This is a genomic window from Streptomyces sp. NPDC058678 (assembly GCF_042714835.1).
Classification (GTDB): Bacteria; Actinomycetota; Actinomycetes; order Streptomycetales; family Streptomycetaceae; genus Streptomyces.
This window is the reverse complement of record NZ_JBHXSG010000006.1, coordinates 54,186-76,937: the sequence shown is the minus strand read 5'-3', so window position 1 is coordinate 76,937 and position 22,752 is coordinate 54,186. Positions and strand designations below refer to the sequence as shown.

Below are 22,752 nucleotides of genomic sequence, written 5' to 3'. Positions count from 1 at the left end.
TTATACGGCGTTGTCAGTGCAGTGGTGTGCAATGGATCTCGTGCCCGCACTGGAAGAACCACTAGAACAACCATTGAAGGCAGTGCTCGGCCCAGCCACCGCGAAGGTGATGGCCGAGCATCTCGGCCTGCACACCGTCGGCGACCTTCTGCACCACTACCCGCGCAGATACGAGGAGCGGGGCCAGCTCACCCACCTCGCCGACCTCCCCATGGACGAGCACGTCACGGTGGTCGCCCAGGTCGCCGACGCCCGCCTGCACAGCTTCGCCTCGGCCAAGGCTCCGCGCGGCAAGGGCCAGCGCCTGGAAGTGACCATCACGGACGGCAGCGGCCGACTCCAACTGGTCTTCTTCGGCAATGGCGTTCACAAGCCCCACAAGGAACTCCTGCCGGGCACCCGCGCGCTGTTCGCGGGCAAGGTCTCCGTCTTCAACCGCCGCCTTCAACTGGCCCACCCGGCCTACGAATTGCTCCGGGGGGAAAGTGAGGAAGCCGTAGACACGTGGGCGGGCGCCCTCATCCCGCTCTACCCCGCCACCGCCAAGCTGGAGTCCTGGAAGATCGGCAAGGCGGTCCAGACCGTCCTGCCGAGCGCCCAGGAAGCCCTCGACCCGCTCCCGGACTCCCTCCGCGAGGGCCGCGGCCTGGTCTCCCTCCCCGAGGCCCTCCTCAAGATCCACCGCCCGCACACCAAGGCGGACATCGACGACGCCCGCTCCCGCCTCAAGTGGGACGAGGCCTTCGTCCTCCAGGTCGCCCTCGCCCGCCGCCGCCATGCCGACGCCCAACTCCCCGCGGTCCCCCGCAAACCCGCTCCCGACGGCCTGCTCACCGCCTTCGACGCCCGTCTTCCCTTCACCCTCACCGACGGCCAGCAGAAGGTCTCCCGGGAGATCTTCGACGACCTGGCGACGGACCATCCGATGCACCGGCTGCTCCAGGGCGAGGTGGGGTCGGGTAAAACGATGGTGGCCCTGCGCGCCATGCTCGCCGTGGTCGACGCGGGCGGCCAGGCCGCGATGCTCGCGCCCACCGAAGTGCTCGCCCAGCAGCACCACCGGTCGGTCGTCGAGATGATGGGGGAGCTGGCCGAGGGCGGGATGCTCGGCGGAGCCGAGCAGGCCACCAAGGTGGTGCTGCTCACCGGGTCCATGGGCGCGGCCGGCCGCCGCCAGGCACTGCTCGATCTCGTCACCGGCGAGGCCGGGATCGTGATCGGCACGCACGCGTTGATCGAGGACAAGGTGCAGTTCCACGATCTCGGGCTGGTCGTGGTGGACGAACAGCACCGGTTCGGTGTCGAGCAGCGCGACGCCCTGCGCGGCAAGGGCAAGCAGCCGCCCCACCTCCTCGTCATGACCGCCACGCCCATTCCGCGCACGGTCGCCATGACCGTCTTCGGCGACCTGGAGACCTCCGTCCTCGACCAGCTCCCGGCCGGCCGCTCGCCGATCGCCAGCCATGTCGTGCCGGCCGCCGACAAGCCGCACTTCCTGGCGCGGGCCTGGGAGCGAGTGCGCGAGGAGGTGGAGAACGGCCACCAGGCGTACGTCGTCTGCCCCCGCATCGGCGATGAGGAGGACGACCCCAAGAAGTCCGGCAAGAAGAAGTCCCCCGAGGACGAGGCCGAGAAGCGCCCGCCGCTCGCCGTCCTCGACGTGGCCGACCAGCTCGCCAAGGGGCCTCTCAGCGGCCTCAAGGTCGAGGTCCTGCACGGCCGTATGCACCCCGACGACAAGGACGCGGTCATGCGCCGCTTCGCCGCCGGGGAGACCGACGTCCTGGTCGCCACCACGGTCATCGAGGTCGGCGTCAACGTGCCCAACGCCACCGCCATGGTGATCATGGACGCCGACCGCTTCGGCGTCTCCCAGCTGCACCAGCTGCGCGGCCGCGTCGGCCGTGGCTCGGCGGCCGGCCTGTGCCTCCTGGTCAGCGAGATGCCGGAGGCGAGCGCGGCCCGCCAGCGACTGAACGCCGTGGCCTCCACCCTCGACGGCTTCGAGCTCTCCCGCATCGACCTCGAACAGCGCCGCGAGGGCGATGTCCTCGGCCAGGCCCAGTCCGGAGCCCGCACCAGCCTGCGGATGCTCGCGGTCATCGAGGACGAGGAGATCATCGCGGAGGCGCGGGAGGAGGCCGCGGCGGTGGTGGCGGCCGATCCGGACCTGGAGCGTCTGCCGGGCCTGCGCACGGCTCTGGACGCCCTCCTGGACGAGGAAAGGGAGCAGTACCTGGAAAAGGGCTAGAGGACAGCCGGCCTTCAGGGTCGCGGGGAACCGCGCTGGCCACCACCGCGGACCCGCAGCCGCTCATGACACCCCGCACCACACCCCGCACCCCCCACCTCCGCCTGCCAAACTGGACCTGTAACCGCCCCTCGAACAAGGACCCCAGATGACCCGCGTGATCGCCGGCGCAGCCGGCGGACGTCGCCTGTCCGTCCCACCGGGAACCGGCACCCGCCCCACCTCCGGCCGTGCACGCGAGGGCCTCTTCTCCACCTGGCAGTCCCTGCTCGGCGGCCAGCTGGACGGCGAGCGGGTCCTCGACCTGTACGCCGGTTCGGGCGCCGTCGGCCTGGAGGCGCTGTCGCGCGGTGCCGGCCACACCCTGCTCGTCGAGGCCGACGCCCGGGCCGCTCGCATCGTCCGGGAGAACGTGAAGAGCCTGGGTCTGCCCGGCGCCGAGGTCAGGGCGGGCAAGGCCCGGCAGGTGATCCAGACGCCGCCCGCGCAGCCGTACGACCTCGTCTTCCTGGACCCGCCGTACGCCGTCACGGACGACGATCTTCGGGAGATTCTGCTCACACTCCGTACGCAGGGCTGGCTCACGGACGATGCCCTCGTCACCGTGGAGCGCAGCACCAGAGGCGGCGAATTCAGGTGGCCGGACGGCTTCGACGCGATCCGGGCCCGTCGTTACGGCGAGGGAACGTTTTGGTACGGTCGCGCCGCCTCTACGTGCGAAGACGCACGATGACCGGACCGGAGAGCGAGGGATCTCAAGTGCGCCGCGCCGTCTGTCCCGGGTCGTTCGACCCGATCACCAACGGACATCTCGACATCATTTCCCGCGCCTCCCGTCTGTACGACGAGGTCTATGTCGCGGTCATGATCAACAAGTCCAAGAAGGGCCTGTTCGAGGTCGACGAGCGGATCGACCTGATCCGCCAGGTCACCGCCGAGTACGAGAACGTCCGTATCGAGGCCTTCCACGGCCTCCTCGTCGACTACTGCAAGCAGCGCGACATCCCCGCCATCGTCAAGGGCCTGCGTGCGGTGAGCGACTTCGACTACGAGCTGCAGATGGCCCAGATGAACATCGGTCTCTCGGGTGTGGAGACGCTCTTCGTGCCGACCAACCCGACGTACAGCTTCCTCTCCTCCTCGCTCGTCAAGGAGGTCGCGACCTGGGGCGGAGACGTCTCCCACCTGGTGCCGCCCATCGTCCTCGAGGCCCTCAACGAGCGCCTGCGCAAGGACTGATGGGGCTACAGTCGTCCCGTCCGTCTCCAACACAGCTGTAGAGAGTGGCGAGCACAGGTGGACGTGCAGAAGAAGCTCGACGAGATCGTGGCCTCGGTCTCCGGTGCCCGGTCGATGCCCATGTCGGCCTCGTGCGTGGTCAACCGCGCCGAACTGCTCTCGATGCTCGAAGAGCTGCGCCAGGCCCTGCCCGGCTCCCTCGCCCAGGCCCAGGAGCTGATCGGCGACCGTGAGCAGATGGTCGAGCAGGCCCGTCAGGAGGCCGAGCGGATCATCGGTCAGGCGCACGCCGAGCGCGGCTCGCTGATCTCCGACACGGAGGTCGCCCGCCGCTCCCAGGCCGAGGCCGACCGCATCCTCGCCGAGGCCCGCAAGGAGGCCGAGGACGTGCGCGCGGAGGCCGACGACTACGTCGACTCCAAGCTCGCCAACTTCGAGGTCGTCCTCACCAAGACCCTCGGCTCGGTGGGCCGTGGCCGCGAGAAGCTCCTCGGCACCGGACCCGGCATCGACGAGCAGGGCTACGAGGACGAGGACGCCCCCGAGCGCAGCCACGACCCCGAGACCCTGCGCCGCACGGCCGACGAGTACGTCGACGTCAAGCTCGGCGCCTTCGAGGCGGTCCTGGCCAAGACCCTGGAGGCCGTCGGCCGCGGCCGCCAGAAGCTGCACGGCCGGATCGCCTCGGACGACCTCGGGGCTCTCGCCGACGACCTCTCCACCCTCCAGCACTCCAGCGACGCCGACTACCTGGCCGACCTCGTCGCCCACACGGAGGCGAACACCTCGGCAGCCCAGGCCGCTCACGCCGAGCAACCGGCCCAGCAGCCGTACGACCAGACCGTGCAGCCGGCCTACGGCTATCAGCAGCAGCCGGCCGCCGACCCCTACGGCGGCTACCAGCAGCAGTACGGCGGCCAGCAGGATCAGTACGGCTACCAGCAGGATCCGTACGCCTACCAGGGCTACGACGCTCAGCAGGGCACCTACGACCCCCAGCAGGCCCAGCAGGCCCAGCAGGGCTACGCCGGGCAGCAGCAGATGCCCGCCCTGGACGAGACCAGTCTCTTCGACACCGGCATGATCAGCGCGGAGCAGCTGCGGGCCTATGAACAGGGGCGCGGAAACGGCTGATCAGCCTCTTCGGAAAGGGGCGGTGGCCAGGAGCGCACAGCGGATTGGGCCGTGAGCGAAAGGTCCAGTATCCTGGCTCTTCGGTCGCGTGTACGTCCGCGATCAACGCTGCCCGGGAACACCGAAGGGCAGCGCCCCACGAGCTCAGAAGATCGAAAGCAGGAATGGCTCTGAACGCCCGCCTCGACCACCGCAACCCTCTCGTGTTCGACACACACGAGCTGGGGCGGCGTCCTGGCGCGCTGCAGCGCCTGACCCGCGAGATCGACGCCCCCAAGGATCTCGGGATCCAGGAGGTCATCGGAGTGCCGGAAGGCGCCCCGGTGAAGCTTGATCTCCGCCTTGAGTCGGTCATGGAAGGGGTGCTTGTCACAGGCACCGCCCGTGCACGGGCCAAGGGGGAGTGCGTAAGGTGTCTGGAGCCGCTCGAGCTGCTGCTCGAAGCGGACTTCCAGGAGATGTTCTCGTACCATGACGCCGACGACCGGGGCCGCGTGAAAGCGGAGCCGGCCGACGACGCCGAGGGGTCCGTACAGGACGAGGACATGCTCTTCATCGAGGACGGCCTGTTCGACCTCGAACCCGTGCTGCGGGATGCGGTGGTGCTCTCACTGCCGATGCAGCCGGTGTGCCAGGAAGACTGTCTGGGCCTGTGCTCCGAGTGCGGAGCACGGCTCACGGACGACCCGGACCACCACCATGACGCCGTCGACATTCGTTGGGCGGCACTGCAGGGACTCGCCGATTCACTCGGAGACGGCGAGAAGGACGACATGAGCGGCGCCGAAGCGGGCGTCGACGAGAAGCAGGAGAAGTAGCCGTGGCTGTTCCGAAGCGGAAGATGTCGCGCAGCAACACGCGCCACCGCCGGTCGCAGTGGAAGGCTGCGGTCCCCACCCTGGTTGCGTGTGAGCGCTGCCACGAGCCCAAGCTGCAGCACATTGCGTGCCCGTCTTGCGGCACTTACAACAAGCGCCAGGTCCTCGAGGTCTGAGCGGCTGGTGAGAGGCACAGTGTCCACGCCAAAGAAGACCGCTCCCCGCGTGAGCGGGAGTATCCCGGCGGACAACACGGCCTCGTCCCACACGCTGTTGGAAGGGCGGCTCGGGTACACACTCGAGTCCGCCCTTCTGGTGCGTGCACTGACCCACCGTTCGTACGCGTACGAGAACGGCGGTCTGCCCACCAACGAGCGCCTGGAGTTCCTCGGGGACTCCGTACTCGGCCTCGTGGTCACGGACACGCTGTATCGCACCCACCCCGACCTGCCCGAAGGCCAGCTGGCCAAGTTGCGGGCCGCGGTGGTCAACTCGCGTGCGTTGGCGGAGGTCAGCCGTGGGCTCGACCTGGGCTCCTTCATCCGGCTCGGCCGTGGTGAAGAGGGCACGGGCGGCCGGGACAAGGCGTCCATCCTCGCCGACACCCTGGAAGCGGTGATCGGCGCGGTCTATCTCGACCAGGGCCTGGACTCGGCGGCGGAGCTGGTGCACCGCCTGTTCGACCCGTTGATCGAGAAGTCCTCGAATCTCGGAGCCGGCCTGGACTGGAAGACCAGTCTCCAGGAGCTCACCGCGACCGAAGGACTCGGCGTGCCCGAGTACCTGGTCACGGAGACCGGTCCCGACCACGAGAAGACCTTCACTGCTGCCGCCCGCGTCGGAGGCGTCTCGTACGGCACCGGCACCGGCCGCAGCAAGAAGGAGGCGGAGCAGCAGGCCGCCGAGTCCGCCTGGCGGGCCATTCGGGCCGCCGCGGACGAGCGAGCCAAGGAGGCGGCCGAGCGGGCCGCCGAGGACGGCGAAGGTCCGTCGTCCGTCCCCGCCTGACCGAACAAGCGCGACCGAGCGCCCGCCCCTGGGTCCTTCCCCGGGGCGGGCGCTCGACTCATACACCGGATGTGACGGGGGAACCCCATGCCCGAGTTGCCCGAGGTCGAGGTCGTACGGCGCGGTCTGGAGCGGTGGGTCGCCCACCGGACGGTCGCCGAGGCCGAGGTGCTGCACCCGCGTGCGGTACGCCGTCATCCGGCCGGCGCCGACGACTTCGCCCACGGTCTCAAGGGCCACCGCATCGGCGTGCCCAGCCGCCGGGGCAAGTACCTGTGGCTGCCGCTGGAGGACACCGACCAGGCGGTCCTGGCACATCTCGGCATGAGCGGACAACTCCTGGTCCAGCCGCACGCGGCGCCCGACGAGAAGCACCTCAGGATCCGGGTCCGGTTCGCGGACGAGGTCGACACGGAACTCCGCTTCGTCGACCAACGCACCTTCGGCGGTCTGTCGTTGCACGACACCACCCCGGACGGCCTGCCCGACGTCATCGCGCACATCGCCCGCGACCCCCTGGACCCGCAGTTCGACGACGAAGCCTTCCACCAGGCCCTGCGCCGCAAACGCAGCACCATCAAACGCGCCCTGCTCGACCAGTCGTTGATCAGCGGCGTCGGCAACATCTACGCGGACGAGGCCCTCTGGCGCGCCCGCATCCACTACGAGCGTCCGACGACCGGCTTCACGCGGCCGCGCAGCGCCGAACTCCTGGGTCACGTCCGGGACGTGATGAACGCGGCCCTCGCGGTCGGCGGCACGAGCTTCGACAGCCTCTACGTCAACGTCAACGGGGAGTCGGGCTACTTCGACCGCTCCCTGGACGCGTACGGACGTGAGGGTCTGCCCTGCAGGCGGTGCGCCACACCGATGCGCCGGCGCCCCTGGATGAACCGGTCCAGCTATTTCTGCCCGAGGTGTCAGCGGGCGCCGCGCGTCGCGTCGTAACGCTCGCGTGCCGTGAGTACGTCGTCCATCCGCCCCTCCACGAACTCGATGAGGCCGGTCAGCCGTGCGGCGATCTCGCGGCCGAGCGGAGTCAGTTCGTAGTCCACGCGGGGCGGGTTGGTGGGCTGGGCCTCGCGGTGGACCAGGCCGTCGCGCTCCAGGGCGTGCAGCGTCTGGGAGAGCATCTTCTCGCTCACGCCGTCCACGCGGCGGCGCAGCTCGTTGAAGCGCAGCGAGCCCTCGTGCAGGGCGCCGAGGGTGAGCGCGCCCCAGCGTCCCGTGACGTGCTCCAGGGTGCCGCGCGAGGGGCAGGCCTTGGCGAACACGTTGTACGGGAGGTCCTGCGCCTCCGTGCGCTCCTGCGTGGTGTCCATACCTCAAGCGTACTCGACCGCAGCGCTAACCGACAGGTTGCACTAACTACGAGTTAGTGCACCCTGCCGGAGCCGCCGGGTCTAGTACCCGAAGTCCTGAGTCCACCAAGGGCCGCCCGACCCGAGGTGCACGCCTACTCCCAGCGTCTTGAAGTCGCAGTTCAGGATGTTGGCCTTGTGGCCGGGGCTGTTCATCCACGCCTCCATCACCGCGGCCGCGTCGGCCTGACCCCGGGCTATGTTCTCGCCGCCGAGGTCGGTTATGCCGGCCTTCGCGGCCCGGTCCCAGGGGCTCAGGCCGCCGGGGTCGGTGTGGTCGAAGAACCCGCGCTCGGCCATGTCCTCGCTGAAGGCCTGGGCGAGGTCGGCCAGGGCGCTGTTCGCGGCGACCGCGCTGCAGCCCACCTTCGCCCGCTCCTCGTTGACGAGTTTCAGCACCTCCGTCGCGGCGGCGGTCTCCGCGGACACCGTCACGGGGGCGCTGGTCTCCTTCGGCGCCTTGGTGGCCGCCTGGGGAGGAGTCGCCCTCGGCTTCTTGCTGGGGGTGGCCTTCGGCTTCTTCGACGGTGTCTCGGTCGGCGTGGCCGACGACGTCGAGGGGGAGGGCGAGGGTGAGGCGGAGCGGTCGGCGTCGCGGCTGGTCGCGCCCTCGTCACGGCTCTCGGCGCTGCCGGACGTGCCGCCCTGCTCGGCCGGGCTGTTGGTCGGCGAGTCCACGGCCTGCACGCTGCCGTCGCCGCTGCTGTTGCCCCCGCCGAGCTTGTAGTTCTGGAGGCCGGGCACCGCACCCGTGGCGACCGCGACCGTACCGAGGGCGACCGCCGCGGAGACGCCGAGCAGACCGGTCTTCACCGGCGTCACGGTCCTCTTCCTCCGGCGGTGCGAGCCACGCCGAGGACCGTTGCCGGGCGTGAAGCCCTCGCCCCGGTAGGCGGCGTAGTCCTCCTCCGTCGCGAAGAGGTAGGCGTCGCTTCTCGCGTTGGCCTCGGTGTGCGCCTCGGGGTTCAGATAGGGGGCGGTGCCTGTCGTGGGGTGGTCCCCGTACGAGTCGTGGTGTGAGTAACTCCCCGTGTACGGGTCATACGTCTCTGTCAACCCCGTGGCGCGGCCCGTGGCGGCGCGGCCGGCGGCGGAGCGTCGGTGGCGTCCCATGTCCTTGCCTTCCTCGTCCTGGCGGTCGACGCGTCCCCCCGGTCAACCAAGCTCACGAAACCCACACGATCGAGTGAGTTTCGTATGAGATTCATTGGGTGGGGACGGTACCGCATGGCGCCAGGGGAGGAAGTGTCCCGAGAGACATTGGCCCGTTAGGTTGCACTCATGAGCGAGGATGTGCGACTGGTCGCCTGGGTGCGTGGACGGGTCCAAGGTGTGGGTTTCCGCTGGTTCACGCGGGCCAAGGCCCTGGAGATCGGCGGCCTGAGTGGTTTTGCTCTCAATTTGGGCGACGGGCGGGTCCAGGTGGTAGCCGAAGGGCCCCGAGCCGGGTGCCAGGGACTCCTCGATTGGCTCCAGGGTGACGACACGCCCGGCCGCGTGGACGGCGTCACCGAGATCTGGGACACACCTCGCGGGGGCTACGACGGCTTCGCCATCCGCTGACCCGATTCCGTAAAACAGCCCAGGCGGAAGTGGAGGGACATGCCACCGGCAGCTGCCAGAAGCAGAAAGAGCCTGGTGGTTGCCAAGAAACGCCGACCGTGGCAGGCTCCGCACGTAAGGATGATCGTCACCCCTCGAGGGTCCCGAAGGAGCCGCAGCGTCGCCGTTCTCGGCCGCGCGGCAGCGGGTTGCCCACCAATACGGGGCGTGATCGTGTTGACCGTCAAACTTTTTGGTGAGACGCTGAAAGCACCCCGCGCACCTTAGCTGTTTGGCATGGAAGAACGGCAGCAAGAACTCAAAAGTGTCAAGCACCGCGGGTGCGAATCCCTCACGACCCACACCGCTTCGGTCGGTCACTCAGTGTGGAGGACCATCCATCATGGCAAAGGCGCTTCTCGGTTACGTCGGCGGCTCCGACCCTCGACTCCTCGCCGAGATGCGACGGCTTCAGCAGCGCGTCCAAGACCTGGAATCCGAGCTCGTTCGGATCCAGGAGGAGAACGACGCGCTCGCGGCTGCCGCTTCTCACGACAGGATCATGGAGAGCATCGACGCACACCAGGCGGAGCCTGCGCTCACCTGATCACTGCATCGCTACACGACAGCTCACGCAGTGGTTGGGCAGCCTGTATCAACCGCTAAGTTGTCAGATTTGCAAGGGACGCTTCGGCGTCCCTTCTTTCTTTCCCCGCACATCCTTTCACCCTCTTCAACGTCTGGTCTGCCCTGCGCGTTCATGGGTGAAACCGTGGGTTCATGGAGTGAGACACCAACCGGAAGGTAGAGTCCGGCGGCGTGCACCTCAAGGCCCTGACCCTCCGTGGCTTCAAGTCGTTCGCCTCGGCGACCACGCTCCGGTTCGAACCGGGCATCACGTGTGTCGTCGGACCGAACGGCTCGGGCAAGTCCAACGTCGTGGACGCGCTCAGCTGGGTCATGGGGGAGCAGGGCGCCAAGTCGCTGCGCGGCGGCAAGATGGAGGACGTCATCTTCGCCGGCACGACCGGCCGTCCGCCACTTGGCCGTGCCGAGGTTTCGCTGACCATCGACAACTCCGATGGCGCACTGCCCATCGAGTACGCCGAGGTCACCATCACGCGGATCATGTTCCGCAACGGCGGCAGCGAGTACCAGATCAACGGCGACACCTGCCGTCTCCTCGACATCCAGGAACTCCTGTCCGACTCCGGCATCGGCCGCGAGATGCACGTCATCGTCGGCCAGGGCCAGCTCGACTCCGTCCTGCACGCCGACCCCATGGGCCGTCGCGCCTTCATCGAAGAGGCGGCCGGCGTCCTCAAGCACCGCAAGCGCAAGGAGAAGGCGCTGCGGAAGCTGGACGCGATGCAGGCCAACCTCGCGCGCGTGCAGGACCTGACCGACGAGCTGCGCCGGCAGTTGAAGCCCCTGGGGCGTCAGGCCGCGGTCGCCCGCCGGGCCGCCGTGATCCAGGCCGATCTGCGCGATGCCCGGCTCAGGCTCCTCGCCGACGATCTCGTACGGCTGCGCGAGGCGTTGCAGGCCGAAGTCGCGGACGAGGCCGCCCTCAAGGAGCGCAAGGAAGCCGCCGAGCTGGAGCTGAAGAAGGCGCTCCAGCGGGAGGCGCTCCTGGAGGACGAGGTACGGCAGCTCACCCCGCGCCTCCAGCGCGCACAGCAGAGCTGGTACGAGCTCTCCCAGCTCGCCGAGCGGGTACGCGGCACGATCTCGCTGGCCGACGCGCGCGTGAAGAGCGCGACCTCCGCGCCTCCTGAGGAACGGCGCGGCCGTGACCCCGAGGACATGGAGCGCGAGGCCGCCCGGATCCGGGAGCAGGAGGCCGAGCTCGAAGCGGCGCTGGAGGCGGCCGAGCACGCCCTGGAGGACACGGTCGCGCACCGCGCCGAGCTGGAACGCGGACTGGCTCACGAGGAACGGCGTCTGAAGGACGTGGCCCGTGCGATCGCCGACCGTCGCGAGGGCCTGGCCCGCCTGAACGGGCAGGTCAACGCGGCCCGTTCGCGTGCCGCCTCCGCCCAGGCCGAGATCGACCGCCTGGCCGCCGCGAGGGACGAGGCGCAGGAGCGTGCCCTCCGGGCCCAGGAGGAGTACGAAATCCTGAAGGCCGAGGTCGACGGCCTCGACGCCGACGACGCGGAACTCGCCGAGCAGCACGAGACGGCGAAGGAGCGGCTCTCCGAGGCGGAGGCCGCGCTCACCGCGGCCCGCGAGGCCGCCACGGCTGCCGAGCGCAGACGGGCCGCGACCCAGGCCCGGCACGAGACGCTGGCGCTCGGCCTGCGCCGCAAGGACGGCACGGGCGTGCTGCTCGGCGCGAAGGACCGCCTCACCGGCCTGCTCGGCCCGGCCGCCGAGCTGCTGACCGTGACCCCGGGCCACGAGGTCGCCCTGGCCGCCGCCTTCGGCGCCGCCGCGGACGCCATCGCGGTGACCACCCCGTCCTCGGCCGCCGACGCGATCCGGCTGCTGCGCAAACAGGACGCGGGCCGGGCGGCCCTGCTGCTGGCGGGAGCGCCCGAGGACACGGGCGCGAGAGCCGAAGGCGGCGCACGGGCACACTCGGTGCCGGCAGCCACGAATGCCGGGGCCGAGCGGGTGGGTGCGGAGACGGGGCCCGCGACGACTGCGGCGACGGCCGGGAATGGCGCACAGGCGCCTGACGCATCCACGGACGCCGGCGGGCCCGCGAACGGAAGTGGCGTGGACGTGCCCTCGGTGGCGACCGTCACGAGCGGCACCGCCGAGGCCGAGGCAAACCCCACGACCGCTTCCGCCTCCTCCGGCGCCCACGCCGGCCCGGGCCCCGACAACGCGGCCGGCGGCCCGCACCCTGGTACCTCGTCCGGACGCTCGCGCTCCGACGGCCCTCCCTTCGCCGCCGACCTGGTCCGCGGCCCCTCCGACCTGATGCCCGCCGTACGCCGGCTCCTGCGCGGGATCGTCGTCGTCGGCACGCTGGAGGACGCCGAGGATCTCGTCTACGCGCGGCCCGACCTCACGGCCGTCACCGCCGAGGGCGACCTGCTGGGCGCGCACTTCGCGCAGGGTGGGTCCGCCGGCGCGCCCAGTCTGCTCGAGGTGCAGGCGTCCGTGGACGAGGCCGCCGCCGAGCTCGAGGAGCTGGCCGTGCGGTGTGAGGAGCTCACCGAGGCGCAGCGCGTGGCGGGTGAGCAGCGCAAGGAGTTCGCGGCCCGGGTCGAGGAGCTGGGGGAGCGGCGCCGGGCCGCCGACCGGGAGAAGTCGGCCGTGGCCCAGCAGTTGGGGCGGCTGTCCGGGCAGGCGCGCGGGGCCGCCGGTGAGGCGGAGCGGTCGGTTGCCGCCGCCGCGCGGGCGCAGGAGGCGCTGGACAAGGCGCTCCAGGACGTCGAGGAACTCGCCGAGCGGCTCGCCGTGGCCGAGGAGATGCCGGTCGAGGAGGAGCCCGACACCTCGGTACGGGACCGGCTCGCCGCCGACGGGGCCAACGCCCGGCAGACCGAGATGGAGGCCCGCCTCCAGGTCCGTACGCACGAGGAAAGAGTCAAGGGCCTGTCCGGACGGGCCGACTCGCTCGACCGGGCCGCCCGCGCGGAACGCGAGGCACGCGCGCGTGCCGAGCAGCGGCGGGCCCGCCTCAGACACGAGGCGGCCGTCGCGGAGGCCGTCGCCTCCGGTGCCCGGCAACTGCTCGCGCACGTCGAGGTCTCGCTCGCCCGCGCCGACGAGGAGCGCACCGCCGCCGAGGCCGCCAAGGCCCGCCGCGAGCAGGAGCTGGCCGCCGCCCGGAGCGCGGGGCGTGACCTGAAGGCGGAGCTCGACAAGTTGACGGATTCAGTCCACCGGGGCGAGGTACTCGGCGCCGAGAAACGGCTGCGGATCGAGCAGCTGGAGACCAAGGCGCTGGAGGAACTCGGTGTGGAACCGGCGGGGCTCGTGGCCGAGTACGGCCCCCACCAGCTGGTGCCGCCCTCGCCCCCCGCCGAGGGCGAGGAGCTGCCGGAGGATCCGGAGCACCCGCGCAACCAGCCGAGGCAGTTCCACCGGGCCGAGCAGGAGAGGCGGCTGAAGTCCGCCGAGCGGGCGTATCAGCAGCTCGGCAAGGTGAACCCGCTCGCGCTGGAGGAGTTCGCGGCACTGGAGGAACGCCATCAGTTCCTCAGCGAGCAGCTCGAGGACCTGAAGAAGACCCGCACCGACCTGCTCCAGGTCGTCAAGGAGGTCGACGAGCGCGTCGAGCAGGTCTTCACCGAGGCCTACCGGGACACCGCCCGCGAGTTCGAGGGCGTTTTCAGCAGGCTGTTCCCGGGCGGCGACGGGCGGCTGATCCTGACCGACCCCGACAACATGCTCACCACGGGTGTGGACGTCGAGGCCCGGCCGCCGGGCAAGAAGGTCAAGCGGCTGTCCCTGCTGTCGGGCGGTGAGCGCTCGCTGACCGCCGTGGCGCTCCTGGTGTCGATCTTCAAGGCGCGGCCCAGCCCGTTCTACGTCATGGACGAGGTCGAGGCGGCGCTCGACGACACCAACCTCCAGCGGCTGATCCGGATCATGCAGGAGCTGCAGGAGGCTTCCCAGCTGATCGTGATCACGCACCAGAAGCGGACGATGGAGGTCGCCGACGCGTTGTACGGCGTCTCCATGCAGGGCGACGGCGTGTCGAAGGTCATCTCCCAGCGGCTCCGCTGACCCTCCTTCATTTCTTCAAGACTTGAACGCAACACTGTCACAGCCCGGGGTATAGCTCACATGTAGCAGGTCTTGACTTCGAAACTTGAAGGAATAGTCTCGGCCATGTTGCTTTTACCTTCAGGTACCACCTACCTCGAAGGGTCGAACCCCCGTCGGCAGCGTTGCCGGTGGCCCGAGGAGTACACGTGACCAGCACAGCGCAGGCACCCAAGTCAGGAGCCGCATCGGCTCATCCCGATCATCTCGGGCACGTCATCTTCATCGCGGCGGCGGCCGCGATGGGCGGATTCCTCTTCGGCTACGACAGCTCCGTGATCAACGGCGCCGTCGAGGCCATCCGTGACCGCTACGACGTCGGATCGGCGGCCCTGGCGCAGGTCATCGCCATCGCCCTGATCGGTTGCGCCATCGGCGCGGCGACGGCCGGCCGCATCGCCGACCGCATCGGCCGCATCCGGTGCATGCAGATCGCCGCCGCCCTCTTCACGGTCAGCGCCGTCGGCTCGGCGCTTCCCTTCGCGCTGTACGACCTCGCCTTCTGGCGCGTCGTGGGCGGTTTCGCCATCGGTATGGCCTCCGTGATCGGCCCCGCCTACATCGCCGAGGTCGCCCCGCCCGCCTACCGCGGCCGGCTCGGCTCCTTCCAGCAGGCCGCGATCGTCGTCGGCATCGCGATCTCCCAGCTGGTCAACTGGGGCCTGCTGAACGCCGCCGGGGGCGACCAGCGCGGCAAGCTCATGGGCCTGGAGGCCTGGCAGGTCATGCTGGGCGTCATGGTGATCCCGGCCGTCCTCTACGGCCTGCTCTCCTTCGCGATACCCGAGTCCCCCCGCTTCCTGATCTCCGTCGGCAAGCGTGAGCGCGCCCGCGAGATCCTCGAAGAGGTCGAGGGCAAGGAGATCGACCTGGACGCGCGCGTCGCCGAGATCGAGCACGCGATGACCAGCGAGCACAAGTCCACCTTCAGGGACCTGCTCGGCGGCTCCTTCTTCTTCAAGCCGATCGTCTGGGTCGGCATCGGTCTGTCGGTCTTCCAGCAGTTCGTCGGCATCAACGTCGCGTTCTACTACTCCTCCACTCTGTGGCAGTCGGTCGGCGTCGACCCGACGGACTCGTTCTTCTACTCCTTCACGACGTCGATCATCAACATCGTCGGCACCGTGATCGCCATGATCTTCGTGGACCGCGTCGGCCGCAGGCCGCTCGCCCTCATCGGCTCCGTCGGCATGGTGATCGGCCTCGCACTGGAGGCCTGGGCGTTCTCCTTCGACCTGGTCGACGGCAAGCTGCCGGCCACCCAGGGCTGGATCGCGCTGATCGCCGCCCACGTGTTCGTGCTCTTCTTCGCCCTGTCCTGGGGTGTGGTCGTCTGGGTCTTCCTCGGCGAGATGTTCCCGAACCGGATCCGCGCCGCCGCGCTGGGTGTGGCCGCAGCCGCACAGTGGATCGCGAACTGGGCCATCACCGCGAGCTTCCCGTCTCTGGCCGACTGGAACCTCTCCGTGACCTACGTGATCTACACGGCCTTCGCCGCGCTCTCCATCCCCTTCGTTCTCAAGTACGTCAAGGAGACGAAGGGCAAGGCGCTGGAGGAGATGGGCTGAGCCTCGTACAGAGGCCCTCGCACTCGAGGAGACGGGCCAAGTCCCCGCCGCCCTTCTCCTCGACACCCGTAGGACGTACTGCCCCGGCTCACCCGACCGTCACGGTCCGAGCCGGGGCAGTACGTCTTCGCAGAACAGCCGCAGACTGCGCCACCCCTCGTCCACCGGCATCCCGCCCGCCAGCGGATGCAGAACGAGGTTGTCCAGGCCCTGCGCCACACACGCGTCGGGCGTGAGGATCCGGTACACGCCCTCGGCGCGCAGCTCGTCCACGGTGGTGGCCGCCGACCTCACCGCCGAGCGGATGTCGCCGGACTGCCAGGAGGCGTACGTCCGCGCCTCGTGCAGGAAGTGCTCGCCGTACGCGGCCCACGCCTGGTCCGGGTCCTCGGCGAGGTGCAGCAGGGGGGTCTCGGCGGCGGGCATCATGGTCCAGCCCTCGGTGCCGTACTCGACGAGCCGCTCCTTGTAGTACGCCTCCAGCTCCGGCAGATGCGCGCTGGGAAAGAAGGGCAGACCCAGCCGGGCGGCCCGGCGGGCGGCGGCCTTGGAGGAGCCGCCTACCAGCAGGAGGGGGTGCGGGTCGGAGCAGGGGCGCGGGGTGACCCGTACCGTACGGCCGCGATAGGCGAAGGGCTCACCCGTCCAGGCCTGCAGCAACGTCTCCAGCAGCTCGTCCTGGAGCCGGCCCCGCCGCTTCCACTCCACGTCGAACAGCGCGTACTCCTCGGGCCGGTATCCGATCCCGGCGACCGTCACCAGCCGCCCGCCGCTCAGCAGATCCAGTACGGCGATGTCCTCGGCCAGCCGCAGCGGGTCGTGCAGCGGACCGATCACCGCCGAGACGGTGACCGCGATCCGCCGGGTCGCGCCGAAGACCGCTCCCGCGAACGCGAAGGGGGAGGGCAGCCAGTTGTTCTCGACGCCGTGGTGCTCCTCGGTCTGCACGGTGGTGACCCCGTGGGAGTCGGCGTACGCGGCCATCTCCAGGGCGGACCGGTAGCGGGCGCCGAGCGAGGCGGGGGTGGCGCCGGGCTCGACGAGGTTGAAGCGTACGACCGTGACGGGCATGGGAGCCCCCTTCGCCAAGCGGGTGGGGTGCCGGTGCTGGGGGAGATTAGCTGACGGCTCGTCAGGTAACCAGGGGTAGGGGATGCCCCCGTTCGGAGGCGCCGACGACGGCCCCGCGGGGGAGGGGTCACGCATACTGGACGGGTTATGGAAATTGTCATCCTTGCTGTAGTCATCGCCGTGGTCGTGCTCGGTGCGCTCGGCGGGCTCATCGTCGGCAGCCGGCGCAAGAAGCCGCTGCCCCCGCCGCCGCCCGCCGCGCCCGACATCACCGCCCCTCCGGCCGAGCCGCACGTCGGCGACGAGGCCGAGACGCCGCGCGACGAACCGCGCCGGACGATAGAGGAGGTGGACCTCCCGGACGGCTCGGCTCCTGTCGTCGTGGAGGAGCCTCCTGCCGTAGAAGTCCCCGAGATCGAGGTCCCCGAGCCGACCGCCGGGCGGCTCATCCGCCTCCGTGCCCGGCTCTCCCGGTCGCAGAACGCGCTCGGTAAGGGGCTGCTCACGCTTCTCTCGCGCGAGCACCTCGACGAGGACACCTGGGAGGAGATCGAGGAGACCCTGCTCACCGCCGACGTGGGCGTGCTGCCCACTCAGGAGCTGGTCGAGGGGCTGCGCGAGCGCGTGAAGGTGCTCGGCACCCGCACCCCACAGGAGCTGCGCACGCTGCTGCGCGAGGAGCTGCTCAAGCTGGTCGGCACCGACCTCGACCGCACGGTCAGGACCGAGCCCGAGGCCAGCAAGCCCGGCATCGTGATGGTCGTCGGCGTCAACGGCACCGGCAAGACCACCACCACCGGCAAGCTCGCCCGCGTGCTGGTGGCCGACGGCCGCAGTGTCGTGCTCGGCGCCGCCGACACCTTCCGCGCCGCCGCCGCCGACCAGCTGCAGACCTGGGGCGACCGGGTCGGCGCCCACACCGTGCGCGGCCCCGAGGCCGGGGACCCCGCCTCCGTCGCCTTCGACGCGGTCAAGGAGGGCAAGGAGATGGGCGCGGACGTCGTGCTCATCGACACCGCGGGGCGCCTGCACACCAAGACCGGCCTCATGGACGAGCTCGGCAAGGTCAAGCGCGTCGTCGAGAAGCACGCGCCCCTCGACGAGATCCTGCTCGTCCTCGACGCGACGACGGGCCAGAACGGTCTCGTGCAGGCCCGCGTCTTCGCCGAGGTCGTCGACATCACCGGCATCGTCCTCACCAAGCTGGACGGCACGGCCAAGGGCGGCATCGTGATCGCGGTCCAGCGCGAGCTGGGCGTGCCGGTCAAGCTGGTCGGCCTCGGCGAGGGCGCGGACGACCTGGCGCCGTTCGAGCCGGAGGCGTTCGTTGACGCCCTTATCGGAGAGTGACAGCACCTACGAAGAATCCGTACGTGGACGAAGAAGCGCCCGCCCCGAGGTGCAGTCGGGAGCGGGCGCTTCGCTGTGTACGTCTAGGCGCGCGACCGGTGCGCCACGTAGGCCAGCGTCCCCAGCAGCAACCGCGCCGCCGGCGGCTTCGTAGCGGTGTCCAGTGAGGGTGGGCGCAGCCAGCGCGCCGGGCCCAGTCCGCCCCGGTCGGACGGCGGAGCCGTGAGGTGGGTGCCGGGGCCGAGGCCGTGGAGGTCGAGGGAGGCGGGGTCGTCCCAGCCCATGCGGTAGAGGAGCTCGGGGAGTTCGGCGGCGGCGCCGGGGGCGACGAAGAAGTGGGCGCGGCCCTCGGGGGCGGCGGTCACCGGGCCCAGGGGGAGGCCCATGCGCTCCAGGCGGACCAGGGCGCGGCGGCCGGCGGACTCGGCCACCTCGATCACGTCGAACGCCCGGCCGACCGGCAGCATCACCGAGGCGCCGGGGAACTCGCCCCAGGTCTTGGTGACTTCGTCGAGGGTCGCACCGGCGGGGACGTGCGGCGCGAAGTCGAGGGGGTGGGCGCCCGGGGCGGCGCAATCGGCGCGCCCGCACGAGCAGACACCCGCCGCGGCACGCGCCCCGGGGACGACGTCCCAGCCCCAGAGCCCGGTGAATTCGGCGACGGTCGTGCACTCCGACGAGCGGCCGCGCCGACGCGAGCCGGAGCGGATCTCCCGAATGCCGCCGATCGTGAAGCCCATGCCCCCTCCAACGGGTCCGGCGAGCCGGTGGTTACGTGACGAACGCGAACTGTGACTCTCCGTTGCCGGTTCCACTGCCACTTCCGGGTCATGTCGGCGCCCGGAAGCGCTCCGGGTGGTGTGCCCGGCCTCGTGCGCCCCTGAGTGCATCGGTCCGCCCGCTCCCCGTCGTCCTCTGTCAAGTCAATCGTGTGGAGGCGACCGTGAGTTCATTCGAAGGGGTGGCGAATGGTGGCGTTTCCGGGATCGCCATGGCTGGACGCGTGATCGTAGGATTACTTTGAGTACACGAGTCCTGGGGTGCATGCACTTGTGAGTATGCCGGAGGCAACCCGGGTTCCCGTTCGAAGGATGGCAACCGCCGGACGGGCGGCCGTATTTACCGGCATTCTGATAAGGCTTGGCGCACTCAGTGACAAGTGGTCTCAGGGATGGGGGCGTTCCAGTGAGCGGCAACGGCGGTAGCGGGACGAGTGCGACAAACGCAACGAACGCCGACAAGCGCCCGAACGAGCTGCTCGCCTCGTGGTTCGTACGCAGCGGCTGGTCCAAGGGCGAGCTCGCCCGCCAGGTCAACCGCAGGGCCCGCCAGTTGGGCGCCAACCACATCTCCACCGACACCTCGCGGGTTCGCCGCTGGCTGGACGGCGAGAACCCCCGCGAGCCCATCCCCCGGATCCTGTCCGAGTTGTTCTCCGAGCGGTTCGGCTGCGTCGTCTCCGTCGAGGACCTCGGTCTGCGCGCCGCCCGTCAGGCACCCTCGGCGACCGGCGTGGACCTGCCCTGGACGGGTCCGCAGACGGTGGCCCTGCTCAGCGAGTTCTCGCGCAGCGACCTGATGCTGGCGCGGCGCGGCTTCCTCGGGACCTCGCTGGCCCTGTCCGCGGGCCCGTCCCTCATCGAGCCCATGCAGCGCTGGCTGGTGCCCGGCCCTCCGTCCCCGCACCGCGAGCCCGAGCCGTCCTCGGCCGCGGCCCGCCGGGGCCGGCTGTCCCGGCCCGAGCTGGAACTCCTCGAGTCGACGACGATGATGTTCCGCCAGTGGGACGCCCAGTGCGGCGGCGGCCTGCGCCGCAAGGCGGTCGTCGGCCAGCTGCACGAGGTGACCGACCTCCTCCAGGAGCCGCAGCCCGAGGCCACCACCCGCAAGCTGTTCAAAGTCGCCGCCGAGCTCGCCGAACTGGCCGGCTGGATGTCGTACGACGTGGGGCTGCAGCCCACCGCCCAGAAGTACTTCGTGCTCGCCCTGCACGCGGCCAAGGAGGCGGGCGACAAGCCGCTCGGTTCGTACGTCCTGTCGAGCATGAGCCGCCAGATGATCCACCTCGGGCGGCCCGAGGACGCCCTGGAACTGATCCACCTCGCGCAGTACGGCAGCCGGGACTGCGCGAGCCCGCGCACCCAGTCCATGCTGTATGCGATGGAGGCCCGCGCCTACGCCAACATGGGGCAGCCCGGCAAGTGCAAGAGGGCGGTCCGGATGGCCGAGGACACCTTCGCCGACGCCGACGAGTGGGACGAGCCGGACCCCGACTGGATCAGCTTCTTCTCCGAGGCCGAGCTGTACGGCGAGAACTCCCACTCCTACCGCGACCTCGCCTACGTCGCCGGCCGCAGCCCCACCTACGCCTCCCTCGCCGAGCCCCTGATGCAGCGGGCCGTAGAGCTCTTCGCCGACGATTCCGATCACCAGCGTTCGTACGCACTCAATCTGATCGGGCTGGCCACGGTGCACCTGCTCCAGCGGGAGCCCGAGCGCAGCGCGGTGCTGGCCAAGAGGGCCATGCTGGAAGCGAAGAAGGTGCGCTCCGAGCGCGTCAACACTCGTATCCGAAAGACGGTCGACACGGCTGTACGCGATTTCGGCGATCTCGCCGAGGTCGTGGACCTCACCGAACAGCTCGCCATCGAGCTGCCCGAGACCGCGGAGGCGGTCTGACACCCCAGGGAATCCCCTGAACCCCGGCCGCGGCCGGCCCTCCCGAACTGCCCGACTCGGCTCCCCCATGCCAGGTCATCGGAAGGCCGACCGCGGCCGGTTTCCTGCCCTCGCCGAAGGTTGCGCCACGATAACGATCGGCGCGTCCAATATCTGCCAGTTCATCTAGGCGTAACACGCAGGGCGCCTTCGTCACGGCGGCGAAACAACGAGGGGCCTCGACCGAAACCGCGCTGCGTCAATCTCATGGCGCATAACCGGCCCACCCCTCAATCCGCTCAGGCTTCGCCCGCACGGGGCCGTACCAACGACGAGGAGACGCCGATGGCACCAGCAGCCATCACGCTCGCCGCAGAAGCGCCCAAGCTGTCTGCCGCCAACACGGGCTTCATGCTCATCTGTTCCGCCCTGGTGCTGATCATGACTCCGGGTCTGGCCTTCTTCTACGGAGGCATGGTCCGGGTCAAGAGCACCCTGAACATGCTGATGATGAGCTTCATCAGTATCGGGATCGTCACCATCCTGTGGGTGCTGTACGGCTTCTCCATGGCCTTTGGTACCGACTCCGGCAGCATCATCGGATGGAACTCGGACTGGCTCGGCCTCAGCAACATCGGCCTGACGGAACTGTGGCCCGGCTACACCATCCCGGTCTTCGTCTTCATGGTCTTCCAGATGATGTTCGCCATCATCACGCCCGCCCTGATCAGCGGTGCCCTCGCGGACCGTGTGAAGTTCACGGCGTGGGCGCTGTTCATCGCCCTGTGGGCCACGGTCGTCTACTTCCCGGTCGCGCACTGGGTCTGGGGCACCGGTGGCTGGGCCTTCGAACTGGGCGTGATCGACTTCGCCGGTGGTACGGCGGTCCACATCAACGCGGGTGCCGCGGCACTCGGCGTGATCCTGGTCATCGGCAAGCGCGTCGGCTTCAAGAAGGACCCGATGCGTCCGCACAGCCTGCCGCTGGTCATGCTCGGCGCCGGTCTGCTGTGGTTCGGCTGGTTCGGCTTCAACGCCGGTTCGTGGCTCGGCAACGACGACGGCGTCGGCGCGCTGATGTTCGTCAACACGCAGATCGCCACCGCCGCCGCCATGCTGGCCTGGCTCATCTACGAGAAGATCCGCCACGGCGCGTTCACCACGCTGGGCGCCGCCTCCGGCGCCGTCGCCGGTCTGGTCGCCATCACCCCGTCCGGTGGTGCGGTCTCCCCGCTCGGCGCGATCGCCGTCGGTGTCATCGCCGGTGTCCTGTGCGCCATGGCCGTCGGCCTGAAGTACAAGTTCGGCTACGACGACTCGCTCGACGTCGTCGGCGTCCACCTGGTCGGCGGTGTCGTCGGCTCCCTGCTGATCGGCCTCTTCGCCAGCGGCCACGGTCAGTCCACCGTCGAGGGTCTCTTCTACGGCGGCGGCATGACCCAGTTCTGGAAGCAGTGCGCCGGCGTCTTCGCGGTCCTCGCCTACTCGCTCGTCGCCTCCGCGATCCTCGCCTTCCTGATCGACAAGACGATCGGTATGCGGGTTTCCGAGGACGTCGAGGTGGCCGGCATCGACTCGGCCGAGCACGCCGAGACCGCATACGACTTCAGCGGTGCCGGCGGTGGCTCCGCCCGCACGACCGCAGTTCCGGCCCCGGTGGCCGACACCGCGAAGAAGGTGGACGCATGAAGCTCATCACCGCCGTCGTGAAGCCTCACCGGCTCGACGAGATCAAGGAAGCCCTTCAGGCCTTCGGGGTCCACGGCCTGACGGTCACCGAGGCGAGCGGCTACGGTCGTCAGCGGGGCCACACCGAGGTCTACCGCGGTGCCGAGTACACGGTCGACCTGGTCCCGAAGATCCGCATCGAGGTGCTGGCCGAGGACGACGACGCCGAGGGTCTCATCGACGTCATCGTCAAGGCGGCCCGCACCGGCAAGATCGGTGACGGCAAGGTCTGGTCCCTCCCGGTCGAGACCGCCGTACGGGTCCGCACCGGCGAGCGCGGCCCGGACGCGCTCTGA

General features: G+C 69.8%; 19 protein-coding genes and 1 pseudogene. 16 read left to right on the top strand and 4 right to left on the bottom strand.

Annotation, left to right across the window (positions count from 1 at the left end; all coding sequences use genetic code 11):
* Nucleotides 1–31 precede the first annotated feature (31 nt).
* From recG to mutM, 8 genes and pseudogenes are all read left to right on the top strand, one after another.
* Nucleotides 32–2,251: an ATP-dependent DNA helicase RecG gene (gene recG / locus ACFWWR_RS08475; protein WP_383861139.1), complete on the top strand. Its 2,220-nt coding sequence runs from the start codon at nt 32–34 to the stop codon at nt 2,249–2,251.
* A 142-nt stretch (nt 2,252–2,393) separates the two neighbouring features.
* A pseudogene (gene rsmD, locus ACFWWR_RS08470) lies at nt 2,394–2,984 on the top strand (16S rRNA (guanine(966)-N(2))-methyltransferase RsmD); the annotation flags it as partial.
* 26 nt (nt 2,985–3,010) lie between these two features.
* Nucleotides 3,011–3,490: a pantetheine-phosphate adenylyltransferase gene (gene coaD, locus ACFWWR_RS08465; RefSeq protein WP_383861142.1), complete on the top strand. Its 480-nt coding sequence runs from the start codon at nt 3,011–3,013 to the stop codon at nt 3,488–3,490.
* A gap of 57 nt (nt 3,491–3,547) precedes the next feature.
* Nucleotides 3,548–4,624, top strand: a complete 1,077-nt coding sequence (locus tag ACFWWR_RS08460) for a cell division initiation protein (protein ID WP_383861145.1) — start codon at nt 3,548–3,550, stop codon at nt 4,622–4,624.
* 164 nt (nt 4,625–4,788) lie between these two features.
* Nucleotides 4,789–5,442 carry a YceD family protein gene (locus ACFWWR_RS08455; RefSeq protein WP_383861148.1) on the top strand — a complete coding sequence of 218 codons (654 nt, stop codon included), beginning with the start codon at nt 4,789–4,791 and terminating at the stop codon, nt 5,440–5,442.
* Nucleotides 5,443–5,444: 2 nt separating this feature from the next.
* On the top strand, nt 5,445–5,618 hold the full coding sequence (gene rpmF / locus ACFWWR_RS08450; RefSeq protein WP_007493396.1) for a 50S ribosomal protein L32: 174 nt from the start codon (nt 5,445–5,447) through the stop codon (nt 5,616–5,618).
* Nucleotides 5,619–5,637: 19 nt separating this feature from the next.
* Complete coding sequence (gene rnc, locus ACFWWR_RS08445) at nt 5,638–6,450, top strand: ribonuclease III (RefSeq protein ID WP_383861152.1); 813 nt, start codon at nt 5,638–5,640, stop codon at nt 6,448–6,450.
* Between the two features lie 87 nt (nt 6,451–6,537).
* Complete coding sequence (gene mutM / locus ACFWWR_RS08440) at nt 6,538–7,398, top strand: bifunctional DNA-formamidopyrimidine glycosylase/DNA-(apurinic or apyrimidinic site) lyase (RefSeq protein WP_383861155.1); 861 nt, start codon at nt 6,538–6,540, stop codon at nt 7,396–7,398.
* On the opposite strand, the gene ACFWWR_RS08435 is transcribed toward mutM, so the two are convergent.
* A complete protein-coding gene (locus ACFWWR_RS08435; RefSeq protein WP_383861158.1) occupies nt 7,371–7,772 on the bottom strand; it encodes a winged helix-turn-helix transcriptional regulator in 402 nt (133 codons plus the stop codon). The genes mutM and ACFWWR_RS08435 overlap by 28 nt on opposite strands.
* An 81-nt stretch (nt 7,773–7,853) precedes the next feature.
* On the bottom strand, nt 7,854–8,924 hold the full coding sequence (locus tag ACFWWR_RS08430; protein ID WP_383861161.1) for a CAP domain-containing protein: 1,071 nt from the start codon (nt 8,922–8,924) through the stop codon (nt 7,854–7,856).
* Between the two features lie 168 nt (nt 8,925–9,092).
* Between ACFWWR_RS08430 and ACFWWR_RS08425 the strand changes: the two genes are divergently transcribed.
* The 4 genes from ACFWWR_RS08425 (at nt 9,093) to ACFWWR_RS08410 (ending at nt 15,649) form a co-directional block, all read left to right on the top strand.
* The gene (locus ACFWWR_RS08425; RefSeq protein ID WP_363287081.1) at nt 9,093–9,374 is read left to right on the top strand and encodes an acylphosphatase; all 282 of its coding nucleotides are present in this window, start codon (nt 9,093–9,095) and stop codon (nt 9,372–9,374) included.
* Nucleotides 9,375–9,756: 382 nt separating this feature from the next.
* Nucleotides 9,757–9,960, top strand: a complete 204-nt coding sequence (locus ACFWWR_RS08420) for a hypothetical protein (RefSeq protein WP_217234679.1) — start codon at nt 9,757–9,759, stop codon at nt 9,958–9,960.
* A 212-nt stretch (nt 9,961–10,172) separates the two neighbouring features.
* The gene (locus ACFWWR_RS08415) at nt 10,173–14,042 is read left to right on the top strand and encodes an AAA family ATPase (RefSeq protein ID WP_384302581.1); all 3,870 of its coding nucleotides are present in this window, start codon (nt 10,173–10,175) and stop codon (nt 14,040–14,042) included.
* 188 nt (nt 14,043–14,230) lie between these two features.
* Nucleotides 14,231–15,649 (top strand): sugar porter family MFS transporter, encoded by a 1,419-nt coding sequence (locus ACFWWR_RS08410; RefSeq protein ID WP_383861170.1) that lies wholly within the window; start codon nt 14,231–14,233, stop codon nt 15,647–15,649.
* Between the two features lie 99 nt (nt 15,650–15,748).
* Here the strand turns inward: ACFWWR_RS08410 and ACFWWR_RS08405 are convergent, their stop codons facing one another.
* On the bottom strand, nt 15,749–16,720 hold the full coding sequence (locus ACFWWR_RS08405) for an LLM class flavin-dependent oxidoreductase (RefSeq protein ID WP_383861173.1): 972 nt from the start codon (nt 16,718–16,720) through the stop codon (nt 15,749–15,751).
* A gap of 147 nt (nt 16,721–16,867) precedes the next feature.
* On the opposite strand from ACFWWR_RS08405, the gene ftsY reads away from it, so the two are divergent.
* Nucleotides 16,868–18,070, top strand: coding sequence for a signal recognition particle-docking protein FtsY (gene ftsY / locus ACFWWR_RS08400; RefSeq protein ID WP_383861176.1), 1,203 nt, complete (start codon nt 16,868–16,870; stop codon nt 18,068–18,070).
* Between the two features lie 83 nt (nt 18,071–18,153).
* Here ftsY and ACFWWR_RS08395 read toward each other — a convergent pair whose 3' ends face one another.
* Entirely contained in the window at nt 18,154–18,810 is a 657-nt protein-coding gene (locus ACFWWR_RS08395) for a bifunctional DNA primase/polymerase (RefSeq protein WP_383861179.1), read from the bottom strand.
* A 445-nt stretch (nt 18,811–19,255) separates the two neighbouring features.
* On the opposite strand from ACFWWR_RS08395, the gene ACFWWR_RS08390 reads away from it, so the two are divergent.
* The 3 genes from ACFWWR_RS08390 to ACFWWR_RS08380 all read left to right on the top strand — a co-directional run bounded on the left by ACFWWR_RS08390 (nt 19,256) and on the right by ACFWWR_RS08380 (nt 22,752).
* Nucleotides 19,256–20,749, top strand: coding sequence for a hypothetical protein (locus ACFWWR_RS08390; protein ID WP_383861181.1), 1,494 nt, complete (start codon nt 19,256–19,258; stop codon nt 20,747–20,749).
* Nucleotides 20,750–21,073: 324 nt separating this feature from the next.
* Nucleotides 21,074–22,417 carry an ammonium transporter gene (locus ACFWWR_RS08385; RefSeq protein WP_383861184.1) on the top strand — a complete coding sequence of 448 codons (1,344 nt, stop codon included), beginning with the start codon at nt 21,074–21,076 and terminating at the stop codon, nt 22,415–22,417.
* Complete coding sequence (locus ACFWWR_RS08380) at nt 22,414–22,752, top strand: P-II family nitrogen regulator (RefSeq protein ID WP_006379495.1); 339 nt, start codon at nt 22,414–22,416, stop codon at nt 22,750–22,752. The genes ACFWWR_RS08385 and ACFWWR_RS08380 overlap by 4 nt, the downstream gene beginning before the upstream one ends.